General features: G+C 47.8%; 3 protein-coding genes, 3 tRNA genes and 5 rRNA genes. All 11 read left to right on the top strand.

Annotated features, from left to right (window positions below; all coding sequences use genetic code 11):
* The first annotated feature begins 49 nt into the window (after positions 1 to 49).
* The 11 genes from OCV20_RS15170 (at position 50) to OCV20_RS15120 (ending at position 15604) form a co-directional block, all read left to right on the top strand.
* Positions 50 to 1915, top strand: a complete 1866-nt coding sequence (locus tag OCV20_RS15170) for an assimilatory sulfite reductase (NADPH) flavoprotein subunit (protein WP_086774852.1) — start codon at positions 50 to 52, stop codon at positions 1913 to 1915.
* On the top strand, positions 1915 to 3642 hold the full coding sequence (gene cysI, locus OCV20_RS15165) for an assimilatory sulfite reductase (NADPH) hemoprotein subunit (RefSeq protein ID WP_048612693.1): 1728 nt from the start codon (positions 1915 to 1917) through the stop codon (positions 3640 to 3642). Before OCV20_RS15170 ends, cysI begins: the two co-directional genes overlap by 1 nt.
* Positions 3635 to 4411 carry a phosphoadenylyl-sulfate reductase gene (locus OCV20_RS15160; RefSeq protein WP_050634941.1) on the top strand — a complete coding sequence of 259 codons (777 nt, stop codon included), beginning with the start codon at positions 3635 to 3637 and terminating at the stop codon, positions 4409 to 4411. Before cysI ends, OCV20_RS15160 begins: the two co-directional genes overlap by 8 nt.
* Before the next feature lie 647 nt (positions 4412 to 5058).
* Positions 5059 to 6613 (top strand): 16S ribosomal RNA (locus tag OCV20_RS15155).
* Between the two features lie 65 nt (positions 6614 to 6678).
* A tRNA-Glu gene (locus OCV20_RS15150) sits at positions 6679 to 6754 on the top strand.
* A 314-nt stretch (positions 6755 to 7068) separates the two neighbouring features.
* A 23S ribosomal RNA gene (locus tag OCV20_RS15145) occupies positions 7069 to 9962 on the top strand.
* Positions 9963 to 10098: 136 nt separating this feature from the next.
* Positions 10099 to 10214: ribosomal RNA gene (rrf, locus tag OCV20_RS15140) — 5S ribosomal RNA — on the top strand.
* Positions 10215 to 10623: 409 nt separating this feature from the next.
* Positions 10624 to 12178 (top strand): 16S ribosomal RNA (locus tag OCV20_RS15135).
* 67 nt (positions 12179 to 12245) lie between these two features.
* Positions 12246 to 12322: transfer RNA gene (locus OCV20_RS15130), tRNA-Ile, on the top strand.
* Between the two features lie 14 nt (positions 12323 to 12336).
* Positions 12337 to 12412 (top strand) — tRNA-Ala (locus tag OCV20_RS15125).
* Positions 12413 to 12710: 298 nt separating this feature from the next.
* Positions 12711 to 15604: ribosomal RNA gene (locus OCV20_RS15120) — 23S ribosomal RNA — on the top strand.
* The 16S, 23S and 5S rRNA genes sit together here with 3 tRNA genes alongside, the layout of an rRNA operon.
* Positions 15605 to 15635 lie beyond the last annotated feature (31 nt).

Raw genomic sequence — 15635 nt, 5'->3', positions numbered from 1 at the left:
AAAGGAGTGGTTAATCTATCGTCACGCAATGATTAGGGATGTCGTGACCATGTCTTTAAATAAGAAAGAGTCTTCACAAAACAATAATGCACAGTCTGGGGCTAATGAGTTACCTGGGCTAGCAGCACCACTTAATGACCAACAATTGGGTCATCTTCAGCAAACTGTTTCTGAACTGTCTTCACAGCAACTGGCATGGGTCAGTGGCTACCTTTGGGGAGTGAGCCAAGCTCAGCCTGTCGGTGCTGCTGCGCCAATCGCTCAAGCGGCCGCTGCAGTAGCGGCTAAGCCAGCAGGCAAGCTCAGCATTATCTTCGCTTCTCAAACAGGCAATGCTAAAGGCGTCGCTGAATCGCTCGAGGCAGAAGCCAAGGCCTTAGGAATCGCGGTCGAGCTTTTCGATGCGAGTGATTATAAAGGTAAGAACTTAGCCAAAGAGACTCACGTCATTTTCGTCGCTTCAACCAATGGTGAGGGCGAAGCCCCTGATAACGCGATTGAGTTGCATGAATTCCTTCAATCGAAGAAAGCGCCAAAATTATCAAACCTACAATACGGTGTGATTGGTTTAGGTGACTCAAGCTATGAGTTCTTCTGCCAAACGGCTAAAGACTTCGATAACTTCCTCGCTAAGCTTGGTGCGAAATCGTTTGTCGATCGCCTTGATTGTGATGTTGATTACGAAGAGTTAGCAACGGAATGGCGCGCTAAAGCGTTATCACAAGTTCAAGAAACGCTATCGACAGGTGCTGAGGCTGATATCGTTCAGTTACCAGTAGGTCAAGCAGGTGTCGGCCATTCGCAATACACCAAACAAAATCCATATACAGCGACACTATTAACCAGTCAAAAGATCACGGGTCGTGACTCGGGTAAAGATGTTCGTCATATCGAGATCGATCTTGATGAATCTGGCATTACCTACCAACCCGGCGATGCGCTAGGCGTATGGTATGAAAACAGCTCAGAACTCGCGAATCAGATTCTTTCTAAGGTTGGGTTATCGGGTATCGAAAGTGTCGATGTCGATGGTGACAATCTATCTATCCATAGTGCGTTAGTGAGTAAATTTGAGATTACCACTTCAAACCCTCAACTTGTGACTAAGTTTGCTGAGTTATCGGGCAGCAAGAAGTTAATCAAGCTGGTGGAAGATAAAGACAAGCTTCGTGAATATGCGGGTAATACACAAATCGTCGATGTACTCGCTGAAAAGAAAACCAAGCTATCGGCTGATGAGTTAATTGGCCTGTTACGTAAGCTGACTCCACGCCTCTATTCTATTGCATCAAGCCAAGCCGAAGTAGATGAAGAAGTTCACTTAACGGTTGGTCTGGTTGAATACCAAAAAGGTGAAGAGTCTCGCTTAGGTGGAGCATCAAGCTTTTTGGCTCAGCGCCTTGAAGAAGGTGGCGAAGTGAAGGTGTTTGTAGAGAACAACAATAACTTCAAGCTACCACAAGACGACAATACACCAATCATCATGGTTGGCCCGGGTACAGGTATCGCACCTTTCCGCAGTTTCGTTCAAGAGCGTGAAAACAATGATGCTGAAGGCAAAAGCTGGTTGTTCTTTGGTGACCGTACCTTTACTCAAGATTTCTTATACCAAGTTGAATGGCAAAAGTACCTCAAGTCTGGCGCGCTAACTAAGCTAGATGTTGCCTTTAGCCGTGACCAAAAAGAAAAGGTTTATGTTCAAGACCGTTTAATCGAACAAGCAGAGCAGGTTTGGCAATGGCTGCAAGAAGGCGCGTACCTCTATGTCTGTGGCGATGCGACTCGAATGGCGAAAGATGTCCATGAAGCATTAGTTACGATAGCGGAAAAACATGGCAACCAGAGCCGCGAACAAGCTGAACAATATATTAATGATTTACGTAAAGCGAAACGTTACCAAAGGGATGTGTACTAATGAGCAAGCAAGTAATAGAGCAAGAAGTGCTAGGTCAAGTACTTGGACCTTTGGCTGACAATGAGCGTCTTAAGCGTGAAAGTAATAACCTACGCGGTACGATTGAACAAGATCTCCAAGACCGCATAACAGGTGGCTTTACTGCTGATAACTTTCAGTTGATTCGTTTCCACGGTATGTATCAACAAGACGACCGTGATATTCGTAACGAACGTACCAAGCAAAAGCTCGAACCGTTACACAACGTAATGCTTCGTGCTCGTATGCCTGGTGGCATCATTACCCCTAAGCAGTGGTTGGCGATTGATAAGTTCGCAGACGAAAGTACCTCTTACGGTTCAATTCGTCTAACAACTCGTCAAACGTTTCAGTTCCACGGTGTCTTGAAGCCGAACATTAAGTTGATGCACCAAACGCTAAATAGCATTGGCATTGATTCCATTGCGACAGCGGGTGATGTAAACCGAAATGTTTTGTGTACGACAAACCCGGTTGAGTCTGAACTTCATCAGGAAGCTTACGAGTGGGCGAAAAAGATCAGTGAACATCTATTACCGAAGACTCGTGCTTATGCAGAAATATGGTTAGATGGAGAAAAGCTAGAAACAACGGATGAAGAACCTATCCTTGGTAGCAACTACCTACCGCGTAAGTTCAAGACGACGGTTGTCATTCCTCCGCAAAATGATGTGGACGTTCATGCTAACGATCTTAACTTTGTTGCTATTGCTGAAGACGGAAAGCTGGTGGGCTTTAACGTGTTAGTTGGTGGCGGTTTAGCGATGACACACGGTGATACCTCTACTTATGCACGTAAAGCTGATGATTTTGGTTTTGTGCCATTAGATAAAACGTTAGATGTAGCAGCTGCGGTGGTAACGACTCAGCGTGACTGGGGTAACCGTTCAAACCGTAAGAATGCAAAAACCAAATACACACTAGACCGTGTTGGTATTGATGTATTCAAAGCAGAAGTAGAAAAGCGTGCAGGCGTAGAATTTTCTGAAAGCCGACCTTATGAGTTTACTGGCCGTGGTGATCGCATTGGTTGGGCGGAAGGCATTGATGGTAAGCACCACTTAGCGTTATTCATCGAGAATGGTCGTTTACTTGATTTTCCGGGTAAAGCTCTGAAAACAGGTGTTGCTGAAATAGCGAAGATCCACAAAGGTGACTTCCGCATGACTGCAAACCAAAACCTAATTGTTGCGGGTGTGTCGACGAGTCAAAAGGCCAAGATTGAAAAACTGGCGCGTCAATATGGCTTGATGGACGATGCTGTTTCAGAGCAACGTAAAAACTCAATGGCGTGTGTGGCTTTCCCAACATGTCCTTTAGCAATGGCAGAAGCTGAGCGCTTTCTTCCTGAGTTTGTAACGGATGTTGAAGACATTCTGAAAAAACATGGATTACCAGAAGAAGATAACATCATCCTTCGAATCACAGGTTGTCCAAATGGTTGTGGTCGTGCAATGTTGGCTGAACTTGGTTTAGTGGGTAAGGCTCCGGGGCGTTACAACATGCACCTAGGTGGCAACAAGGCCGGAACTCGTATTCCTAAGATGTATAAAGAGAACATCACATCAGCTCAGATCTTAGAAGAGATTGATGCGCTGGTGGGACGTTGGGCTACAGAACGCAACGACAATGAAGGGTTCGGTGATTTTACAATCCGAGCTGGCATCATCGAAGAGGTGATCATTTCCAAGAGGGATCTGCATGCATAATTCTGTCGCTTCAAAATTGAAGTTAGCAGAGCTACTCGCATTGACTAAGACGGAGCAAATACTTCGTCTTGGCCAAATTAATGCTGAGTTAGAACAGCTAACAGCATTAGAAAGAGTTAAATGGGCATTAGAAAACTTGGAAGGATCACATGTTGTTTCTTCAAGTTTCGGCATTCAAGCCGCATTAATGCTGCACTTAGTGACTCAAGCAAAACCAGATATTCCGGTTATTCTGACGGACACAGGGTATCTATTTCCTGAGACCTATCGCTTTATCGATGAGTTAAGTAAGAAGTTGACTCTAAACCTTCAAGTCTTTCGCGCCCAACAGAGCCCTAATTGGCAAGAAGCGCAATATGGAAAACTTTGGGATCAAGGTATAGAAGGGATAGAGAAGTACAACAAGCTTAATAAAGTTGAACCGATGAGAAGAGCGCTAGATGAGCTCGAGGCTGGGACATGGTTTTCCGGTTTAAGAAGAGAGCAATCTCAATCGCGTGCAAACTTGCCAATCTTATCTATCCAAAATGGTGTGTTTAAATTTTTGCCGGTAATCGATTGGACGAATAAAGATGTTCACTATTACCTAGAAGAGCATGGTCTCGGTTATCACCCGCTTCGAGAGCAGGGTTACCTTTCTGTTGGAGATACACATACAACTAAGAAGTGGGAACCGGGTATGACTGAAGAGGAAACTCGTTTTAATGGGCTGAAACGCGAATGTGGTCTCCATGAAGATGATGGAGAGCAATATGGTTCTGGGATTTAGACTCATTGCTATTTAAAAAGCTGCCATTAGGCAGCTTTTTTAGTTTCTAGGGGATAAAATTAGAGCGGTTGTGGATAAGTCTGTGGTTATTGTGTAGTTACTTTGTAGTTAAAGTTGCATAAATAAAGCTTTGAGTGTTTATTCGTCATGTAACCGTTATTTTTGCATTTTTCTTTAATAAACACTTGCCAATGTGATGAACATCTCTATAATGCCGCCTCACTGACACGGCAGACGCCACAAGGCTTCAGCGCAGAATGTTAGTTAGGCAACTAGCTTTAAGCGATAATTCGCTTCTACTTTTAGAAAGTAGAAATTAATTTTCAAAAGTGTTTGACACTGAGAATTAAATCGCTAGAATAGCCGCCTCTTCCGAAGTGATGTAAGTCACAACGAAGAGAAGCTCTTTAACAATTTAAACCTATCAATCTGTGTGGGCACTCGTTGATGAATATCAAAACGTTTTATCGTTAGATAAAACAGATTCTTCGGAATCAAAATTGATTTCAATGAACTGAGTGACCAATACGTTTAACTACTTGTAGTTAATCGGCACAGTCAATTCATTACCATTCTGTTGGAATGGTAATAGCTTTAAAATTACATAGTAGTTTTGAAGTCAGTATTCGTTGAGTCGACAAAATCTTAAATTGAAGAGTTTGATCATGGCTCAGATTGAACGCTGGCGGCAGGCCTAACACATGCAAGTCGAGCGGAAACGACACTAACAATCCTTCGGGTGCGTTAATGGGCGTCGAGCGGCGGACGGGTGAGTAATGCCTAGGAAATTGCCTTGATGTGGGGGATAACCATTGGAAACGATGGCTAATACCGCATAATGCCTACGGGCCAAAGAGGGGGACCTTCGGGCCTCTCGCGTCAAGATATGCCTAGGTGGGATTAGCTAGTTGGTGAGGTAATGGCTCACCAAGGCGACGATCCCTAGCTGGTCTGAGAGGATGATCAGCCACACTGGAACTGAGACACGGTCCAGACTCCTACGGGAGGCAGCAGTGGGGAATATTGCACAATGGGCGAAAGCCTGATGCAGCCATGCCGCGTGTATGAAGAAGGCCTTCGGGTTGTAAAGTACTTTCAGTTGTGAGGAAGGGGGTAGCGTTAATAGCGCTATCTCTTGACGTTAGCAACAGAAGAAGCACCGGCTAACTCCGTGCCAGCAGCCGCGGTAATACGGAGGGTGCGAGCGTTAATCGGAATTACTGGGCGTAAAGCGCATGCAGGTGGTTCATTAAGTCAGATGTGAAAGCCCGGGGCTCAACCTCGGAACTGCATTTGAAACTGGTGAACTAGAGTACTGTAGAGGGGGGTAGAATTTCAGGTGTAGCGGTGAAATGCGTAGAGATCTGAAGGAATACCAGTGGCGAAGGCGGCCCCCTGGACAGATACTGACACTCAGATGCGAAAGCGTGGGGAGCAAACAGGATTAGATACCCTGGTAGTCCACGCCGTAAACGATGTCTACTTGGAGGTTGTGGCCTTGAGCCGTGGCTTTCGGAGCTAACGCGTTAAGTAGACCGCCTGGGGAGTACGGTCGCAAGATTAAAACTCAAATGAATTGACGGGGGCCCGCACAAGCGGTGGAGCATGTGGTTTAATTCGATGCAACGCGAAGAACCTTACCTACTCTTGACATCCAGAGAAGCCAGTGGAGACACAGGTGTGCCTTCGGGAGCTCTGAGACAGGTGCTGCATGGCTGTCGTCAGCTCGTGTTGTGAAATGTTGGGTTAAGTCCCGCAACGAGCGCAACCCTTATCCTTGTTTGCCAGCGAGTAATGTCGGGAACTCCAGGGAGACTGCCGGTGATAAACCGGAGGAAGGTGGGGACGACGTCAAGTCATCATGGCCCTTACGAGTAGGGCTACACACGTGCTACAATGGCGCATACAGAGGGCAGCAAGCTAGCGATAGTGAGCGAATCCCAAAAAGTGCGTCGTAGTCCGGATTGGAGTCTGCAACTCGACTCCATGAAGTCGGAATCGCTAGTAATCGTGAATCAGAATGTCACGGTGAATACGTTCCCGGGCCTTGTACACACCGCCCGTCACACCATGGGAGTGGGCTGCAAAAGAAGTGGGTAGTTTAACCTTTCGGGGAGGACGCTCACCACTTTGTGGTTCATGACTGGGGTGAAGTCGTAACAAGGTAGCCCTAGGGGAACCTGGGGCTGGATCACCTCCTTATACGAAGATATGCACGATGAGTACCCACACAGATTGATACGTTTAAACAGTTAAGAGTAACCTATGTCCCGTTCGTCTAGAGGCCTAGGACACCGCCCTTTCACGGCGGTAACAGGGGTTCGACTCCCCTACGGGATACCATCTTTAAGCACATTTATTTAAGTGTTTTTAAAAATGGTTCAATTTATTGAATCAAGCTCTTTAACAATTTGGAAAGCTGACTGATTTAAATAACGAAGTTATTTAAATCAAATTTAAAAGTTCTCAATGTTTATCTGCTCTTATTTAATAAGAACAGTATAAACACAACAAACACATTCAAGTGTCTTGTATTCGATTCAAACTTGTTTGAATCACAATTGAGTCCGGCAAACAGTCATTGAGAATTAACCCTTCTTAATGACAACCAAAAACCTTGGTTAGTTGCCATACACTAAGACCCTTTCGGGTTGTATGGTTAAGTGACTAAGCGTACACGGTGGATGCCTTGGCAGTCAGAGGCGATGAAAGGCGTAATAACTTGCGATAAGCCCAGATTAGGTAGTAATAACCTTTTGAGTCTGGGATTCCTGAATGGGGAAACCCACTTACATAAGTAAGTATCCTGTTGTGAATACATAGCAGCAGGAGGCAAACCGGGGGAACTGAAACATCTAAGTACCCCGAGGAAGAGAAATCAACCGAGATTCCGAAAGTAGCGGCGAGCGAAATTGGATTAGCCCTTAAGCTTTTAATGAGACAGATGAAGGCTCTGGAAAGTGCCGCAATAAAGGGTGATAGCCCCGTAATCGACATCTCATCATCAGTGAAAACGAGTAGGGCGGGACACGTGATATCCTGTCTGAATATGGGGGGACCATCCTCCAAGGCTAAATACTACTGACTGACCGATAGTGAACCAGTACCGTGAGGGAAAGGCGAAAAGAACCCCTGTGAGGGGAGTGAAATAGAACCTGAAACCGTGTACGTACAAGCAGTAGGAGCACCTTCGTGGTGTGACTGCGTACCTTTTGTATAATGGGTCAGCGACTTAATTTTAGTAGCAAGGTTAACCGTTTAGGGGAGCCGTAGGGAAACCGAGTCTTAACTGGGCGTACAGTTGCTAGGATTAGACCCGAAACCAGGTGATCTAGCCATGGGCAGGTTGAAGGTTGAGTAACATCAACTGGAGGACCGAACCGACTAATGTTGAAAAATTAGCGGATGACTTGTGGCTAGGGGTGAAAGGCCAATCAAACCTGGAGATAGCTGGTTCTCCCCGAAAGCTATTTAGGTAGCGCCTCGGACGAATACTACTGGGGGTAGAGCACTGTTAAGGCTAGGGGGTCATCCCGACTTACCAACCCTTTGCAAACTCCGAATACCAGTAAGTACTATCCGGGAGACACACGGCGGGTGCTAACGTCCGTCGTGGAGAGGGAAACAACCCAGACCGCCAGCTAAGGTCCCAAAGTATAGCTAAGTGGGAAACGATGTGGGAAGGCTCAGACAGCCAGGATGTTGGCTTAGAAGCAGCCATCATTTAAAGAAAGCGTAATAGCTCACTGGTCGAGTCGGCCTGCGCGGAAGATGTAACGGGGCTAAGCTATACACCGAAGCTGCGGCTACGTACCTTAGGGTATGTGGGGTAGGGGAGCGTTCTGTAAGCCGTTGAAGGTGGTCTGTAAGGGCTGCTGGAGGTATCAGAAGTGCGAATGCTGACATGAGTAACGATAAAGGGAGTGAAAAACTCCCTCGCCGGAAGACCAAGGGTTCCTGTCCAACGTTAATCGGGGCAGGGTAAGTCGACTCCTAAGGCGAGGCCGAAAGGCGTAGTCGATGGGAAACGGGTTAATATTCCCGTACTTCTTACAATTGCGATGGGGGGACGGAGAAGGCTAGGTGGGCCTGGCGACGGTTGTCCAGGTTCAAGTACGTAGGCGGGTGGTTTAGGTAAATCCGGACCGCTATTAACGCTGAGATACGATGTCGAGCTACTACGGTAGTGAAGTCATTGATGCCATGCTTCCAGGAAAAGCCTCTAAGCTTCAGATTGTAAGGAATCGTACCCCAAACCGACACAGGTGGTCGGGTAGAGAATACCAAGGCGCTTGAGAGAACTCGGGTGAAGGAACTAGGCAAAATGGTACCGTAACTTCGGGAGAAGGTACGCTCTTATCAGTGAAGTCCCTTGCGGATGGAGCAGACGAGAGTCGCAGATACCAGGTGGCTGCAACTGTTTATTAAAAACACAGCACTGTGCAAAATCGTAAGATGACGTATACGGTGTGACGCCTGCCCGGTGCCGGAAGGTTAATTGATGGGGTTAGACTTCGGTCGAAGCTCTTGATCGAAGCCCCGGTAAACGGCGGCCGTAACTATAACGGTCCTAAGGTAGCGAAATTCCTTGTCGGGTAAGTTCCGACCTGCACGAATGGCGTAATGATGGCCACGCTGTCTCCACCCGAGACTCAGTGAAATTGAAATCGCTGTGAAGATGCAGTGTACCCGCGGCTAGACGGAAAGACCCCGTGAACCTTTACTACAGCTTGGCACTGAACATTGAACCTACATGTGTAGGATAGGTGGGAGACTATGAAACCGCGTCGCTAGATGTGGTGGAGTCGTCCTTGAAATACCACCCTTGTAGTTTTGATGTTCTAACGTTGGTCCCTGAATCGGGATTACGGACAGTGCCTGGTGGGTAGTTTGACTGGGGCGGTCTCCTCCCAAAGAGTAACGGAGGAGCACGAAGGTGGGCTAAACACGGTTGGACATCGTGTGGTTAGTGCAATGGCATAAGCCCGCTTGACTGCGAGAATGACAATTCGAGCAGGTGCGAAAGCAGGTCATAGTGATCCGGTGGTTCTGAATGGAAGGGCCATCGCTCAACGGATAAAAGGTACTCCGGGGATAACAGGCTGATACCGCCCAAGAGTTCATATCGACGGCGGTGTTTGGCACCTCGATGTCGGCTCATCACATCCTGGGGCTGAAGTCGGTCCCAAGGGTATGGCTGTTCGCCATTTAAAGTGGTACGCGAGCTGGGTTTAGAACGTCGTGAGACAGTTCGGTCCCTATCTGCCGTGGGCGTTGGAAAATTGAAAGGGGCTGCTCCTAGTACGAGAGGACCGGAGTGGACGAACCTCTGGTGTTCGGGTTGTCATGCCAATGGCATTGCCCGGTAGCTAAGTTCGGAATCGATAACCGCTGAAAGCATCTAAGCGGGAAGCGAGCCTTGAGATGAGTTTTCCCTGGCGCTATAAGCGTCCTAAAGGGTTGTCGTAGACTACGACGTTGATAGGCAGGGTGTGTAAGTGCTGCGAGGCATTGAGCTAACCTGTACTAATTGCCCGTGAGGCTTAACCATACAACACCCAAGGGGTTTTGTGGACTCAAAGAAAGACCAGACCTTGAATGAGTTTGAAGAGATAGACTTTTAAATACAGTTTTCCAGATTATTTTGCCTTCAGTTTTTTAAAAACTGAAAGTAAAAGCAAAATTTGCTTGGCGACCATAGCATTGTGGACCCACCTGATTCCATGCCGAACTCAGAAGTGAAACACAATAGCGCCGATGGTAGTGTGGGGCTTCCCCATGTGAGAGTAGGACATCGCCAGGCTTTGATTTCGACTTTGTCTATTAAATAGACAAGTCACCATAGAGTTCTAAGTTTTCTTAGTATTTTATGTTGACTTTCAAAGTAGAAAGCGTATTATACGCGTCCTGCTTGAGTGCTAAGGCACTGAAAGCAAAGCTCTTTAACAATTTAAACCTATCAATCTGTGTGGGCACTCGTTGATGAATATCAAAACGTTTTATCGTTAGATAAAAGAGATTCTTCGGAATCAAAATTGATTTCAATGAACTGAGTGACCAATACGAATAATTACTTTCTTTATAGAGAGGGGTTATTTGGCACAGTCAATTCATTACCATTCTGTTGGAATGGTAATAGCTTTAGAATTACATGTTCATGTTTACATGAATATTAGTTTTGAAGTCAGTATTCGTTGAGTCGACAAAATCTTAAATTGAAGAGTTTGATCATGGCTCAGATTGAACGCTGGCGGCAGGCCTAACACATGCAAGTCGAGCGGAAACGACACTAACAATCCTTCGGGTGCGTTAATGGGCGTCGAGCGGCGGACGGGTGAGTAATGCCTAGGAAATTGCCTTGATGTGGGGGATAACCATTGGAAACGATGGCTAATACCGCATAATGCCTACGGGCCAAAGAGGGGGACCTTCGGGCCTCTCGCGTCAAGATATGCCTAGGTGGGATTAGCTAGTTGGTGAGGTAATGGCTCACCAAGGCGACGATCCCTAGCTGGTCTGAGAGGATGATCAGCCACACTGGAACTGAGACACGGTCCAGACTCCTACGGGAGGCAGCAGTGGGGAATATTGCACAATGGGCGAAAGCCTGATGCAGCCATGCCGCGTGTATGAAGAAGGCCTTCGGGTTGTAAAGTACTTTCAGTTGTGAGGAAGGGGGTAGCGTTAATAGCGCTATCTCTTGACGTTAGCAACAGAAGAAGCACCGGCTAACTCCGTGCCAGCAGCCGCGGTAATACGGAGGGTGCGAGCGTTAATCGGAATTACTGGGCGTAAAGCGCATGCAGGTGGTTCATTAAGTCAGATGTGAAAGCCCGGGGCTCAACCTCGGAACTGCATTTGAAACTGGTGAACTAGAGTACTGTAGAGGGGGGTAGAATTTCAGGTGTAGCGGTGAAATGCGTAGAGATCTGAAGGAATACCAGTGGCGAAGGCGGCCCCCTGGACAGATACTGACACTCAGATGCGAAAGCGTGGGGAGCAAACAGGATTAGATACCCTGGTAGTCCACGCCGTAAACGATGTCTACTTGGAGGTTGTGGCCTTGAGCCGTGGCTTTCGGAGCTAACGCGTTAAGTAGACCGCCTGGGGAGTACGGTCGCAAGATTAAAACTCAAATGAATTGACGGGGGCCCGCACAAGCGGTGGAGCATGTGGTTTAATTCGATGCAACGCGAAGAACCTTACCTACTCTTGACATCCAGAGAAGCCAGTGGAGACACAGGTGTGCCTTCGGGAGCTCTGAGACAGGTGCTGCATGGCTGTCGTCAGCTCGTGTTGTGAAATGTTGGGTTAAGTCCCGCAACGAGCGCAACCCTTATCCTTGTTTGCCAGCGAGTAATGTCGGGAACTCCAGGGAGACTGCCGGTGATAAACCGGAGGAAGGTGGGGACGACGTCAAGTCATCATGGCCCTTACGAGTAGGGCTACACACGTGCTACAATGGCGCATACAGAGGGCAGCAAGCTAGCGATAGTGAGCGAATCCCAAAAAGTGCGTCGTAGTCCGGATTGGAGTCTGCAACTCGACTCCATGAAGTCGGAATCGCTAGTAATCGTGAATCAGAATGTCACGGTGAATACGTTCCCGGGCCTTGTACACACCGCCCGTCACACCATGGGAGTGGGCTGCAAAAGAAGTGGGTAGTTTAACCTTTCGAGGAGGACGCTCACCACTTTGTGGTTCATGACTGGGGTGAAGTCGTAACAAGGTAGCCCTAGGGGAACCTGGGGCTGGATCACCTCCTTATACGAAGATATCTTTGATGAGTACCCACACAGATTGATTAGGTTTAGAAAAGTTAAGAGACGATATTGGGTCTGTAGCTCAGCTGGTTAGAGCGCTCGCCTGATAAGCGGGAGGTCGGTGGTTCAAGTCCACTCAGACCCACCAATATCGACCTAGATGGGGCTATAGCTCAGCTGGGAGAGCGCCTGCCTTGCACGCAGGAGGTCTGCGGTTCGATCCCGCATAGCTCCACCATCTTTAAGTATTCTCTTAAGAGAGTCTTTAAAAATGGTTCAATTTATTGAATCAAGCTCTTTAACAATTTGGAAAGCTGACTGATTGATTACTTACGAGTAATTCAATCAAATTTAAAAGTTCTCAATGTTTATCTTTCATTAGATAAACACAACAAACACATTCAAGTGTCTTGTATTCGATTCAAACTTGTTTGAATCACAATTGAGTCCGGCACAGTCATTAAGAATTAACCCTTCTTGATGACAACCAAAAACCTTGGTTAGTTGCCATACACTAAGACCCTTTCGGGTTGTATGGTTAAGTGACTAAGCGTACACGGTGGATGCCTTGGCAGTCAGAGGCGATGAAAGGCGTAATAACTTGCGATAAGCCCAGATTAGGTAGTAATAACCTTTTGAGTCTGGGATTCCTGAATGGGGAAACCCACTTACATAAGTAAGTATCCTGTTGTGAATACATAGCAGCAGGAGGCAAACCGGGGGAACTGAAACATCTAAGTACCCCGAGGAAGAGAAATCAACCGAGATTCCGAAAGTAGCGGCGAGCGAAATTGGATTAGCCCTTAAGCTTTTAATGAGACAGATGAAGGCTCTGGAAAGTGCCGCAATAAAGGGTGATAGCCCCGTAATCGACATCTCATCATCAGTGAAAACGAGTAGGGCGGGACACGTGATATCCTGTCTGAATATGGGGGGACCATCCTCCAAGGCTAAATACTACTGACTGACCGATAGTGAACCAGTACCGTGAGGGAAAGGCGAAAAGAACCCCTGTGAGGGGAGTGAAATAGAACCTGAAACCGTGTACGTACAAGCAGTAGGAGCACCTTCGTGGTGTGACTGCGTACCTTTTGTATAATGGGTCAGCGACTTAATTTTAGTAGCAAGGTTAACCGTTTAGGGGAGCCGTAGGGAAACCGAGTCTTAACTGGGCGTACAGTTGCTAGGATTAGACCCGAAACCAGGTGATCTAGCCATGGGCAGGTTGAAGGTTGAGTAACATCAACTGGAGGACCGAACCGACTAATGTTGAAAAATTAGCGGATGACTTGTGGCTAGGGGTGAAAGGCCAATCAAACCTGGAGATAGCTGGTTCTCCCCGAAAGCTATTTAGGTAGCGCCTCGGACGAATACTACTGGGGGTAGAGCACTGTTAAGGCTAGGGGGTCATCCCGACTTACCAACCCTTTGCAAACTCCGAATACCAGTAAGTACTATCCGGGAGACACACGGCGGGTGCTAACGTCCGTCGTGGAGAGGGAAACAACCCAGACCGCCAGCTAAGGTCCCAAAGTATAGCTAAGTGGGAAACGATGTGGGAAGGCTCAGACAGCCAGGATGTTGGCTTAGAAGCAGCCATCATTTAAAGAAAGCGTAATAGCTCACTGGTCGAGTCGGCCTGCGCGGAAGATGTAACGGGGCTAAGCTATACACCGAAGCTGCGGCTACGTACCTTAGGGTATGTGGGGTAGGGGAGCGTTCTGTAAGCCGTTGAAGGTGGTCTGTAAGGGCTGCTGGAGGTATCAGAAGTGCGAATGCTGACATGAGTAACGATAAAGGGAGTGAAAAACTCCCTCGCCGGAAGACCAAGGGTTCCTGTCCAACGTTAATCGGGGCAGGGTAAGTCGACTCCTAAGGCGAGGCCGAAAGGCGTAGTCGATGGGAAACAGGTTAATATTCCTGTACTTCTTACAATTGCGATGGGGGGACGGAGAAGGCTAGGTGGGCCTGGCGACGGTTGTCCAGGTTCAAGTACGTAGGCGGGTGGTTTAGGTAAATCCGGACCGCTACTAACGCTGAGATACGATGTCGAGCTACTACGGTAGTGAAGTCATTGATGCCATGCTTCCAGGAAAAGCCTCTAAGCTTCAGATTGTAAGGAATCGTACCCCAAACCGACACAGGTGGTCGGGTAGAGAATACCAAGGCGCTTGAGAGAACTCGGGTGAAGGAACTAGGCAAAATGGTACCGTAACTTCGGGAGAAGGTACGCTCTTATCAGTGAAGTCCCTTGCGGATGGAGCAGACGAGAGTCGCAGATACCAGGTGGCTGCAACTGTTTATTAAAAACACAGCACTGTGCAAAATCGTAAGATGACGTATACGGTGTGACGCCTGCCCGGTGCCGGAAGGTTAATTGATGGGGTTAGACTTCGGTCGAAGCTCTTGATCGAAGCCCCGGTAAACGGCGGCCGTAACTATAACGGTCCTAAGGTAGCGAAATTCCTTGTCGGGTAAGTTCCGACCTGCACGAATGGCGTAATGATGGCCACGCTGTCTCCACCCGAGACTCAGTGAAATTGAAATCGCTGTGAAGATGCAGTGTACCCGCGGCTAGACGGAAAGACCCCGTGAACCTTTACTACAGCTTGGCACTGAACATTGAACCTACATGTGTAGGATAGGTGGGAGACTATGAAACCGCGTCGCTAGATGTGGTGGAGTCGTCCTTGAAATACCACCCTTGTAGTTTTGATGTTCTAACGTTGGTCCCTGAATCGGGATTACGGACAGTGCCTGGTGGGTAGTTTGACTGGGGCGGTCTCCTCCCAAAGAGTAACGGAGGAGCACGAAGGTGGGCTAAACACGGTTGGACATCGTGTGGTTAGTGCAATGGCATAAGCCCGCTTGACTGCGAGAATGACAATTCGAGCAGGTGCGAAAGCAGGTCATAGTGATCCGGTGGTTCTGAATGGAAGGGCCATCGCTCAACGGATAAAAGGTACTCCGGGGATAACAGGCTGATACCGCCCAAGAGTTCATATCGACGGCGGTGTTTGGCACCTCGATGTCGGCTCATCACATCCTGGGGCTGAAGTCGGTCCCAAGGGTATGGCTGTTCGCCATTTAAAGTGGTACGCGAGCTGGGTTTAGAACGTCGTGAGACAGTTCGGTCCCTATCTGCCGTGGGCGTTGGAAAATTGAAAGGGGCTGCTCCTAGTACGAGAGGACCGGAGTGGACGAACCTCTGGTGTTCGGGTTGTCATGCCAATGGCATTGCCCGGTAGCTAAGTTCGGAATCGATAACCGCTGAAAGCATCTAAGCGGGAAGCGAGCCTTGAGATGAGTTTTCCCTGGCACTATAAGTGTCCTAAAGGGTTGTCGTAGACTACGACGTTGATAGGCAGGGTGTGTAAGTGCTGCGAGGCATTGAGCTAACCTGTACTAATTGCCCGTGAGGCTTAACCATACAACACCCAAGGGGTTTTGTGGACTCAAAG

Source organism: Vibrio coralliirubri (assembly GCF_024347375.1).
Classification (GTDB): Bacteria; Pseudomonadota; Gammaproteobacteria; order Enterobacterales; family Vibrionaceae; genus Vibrio; species Vibrio coralliirubri.
This window is presented reverse-complemented; position numbering and strand designations above follow the sequence as displayed.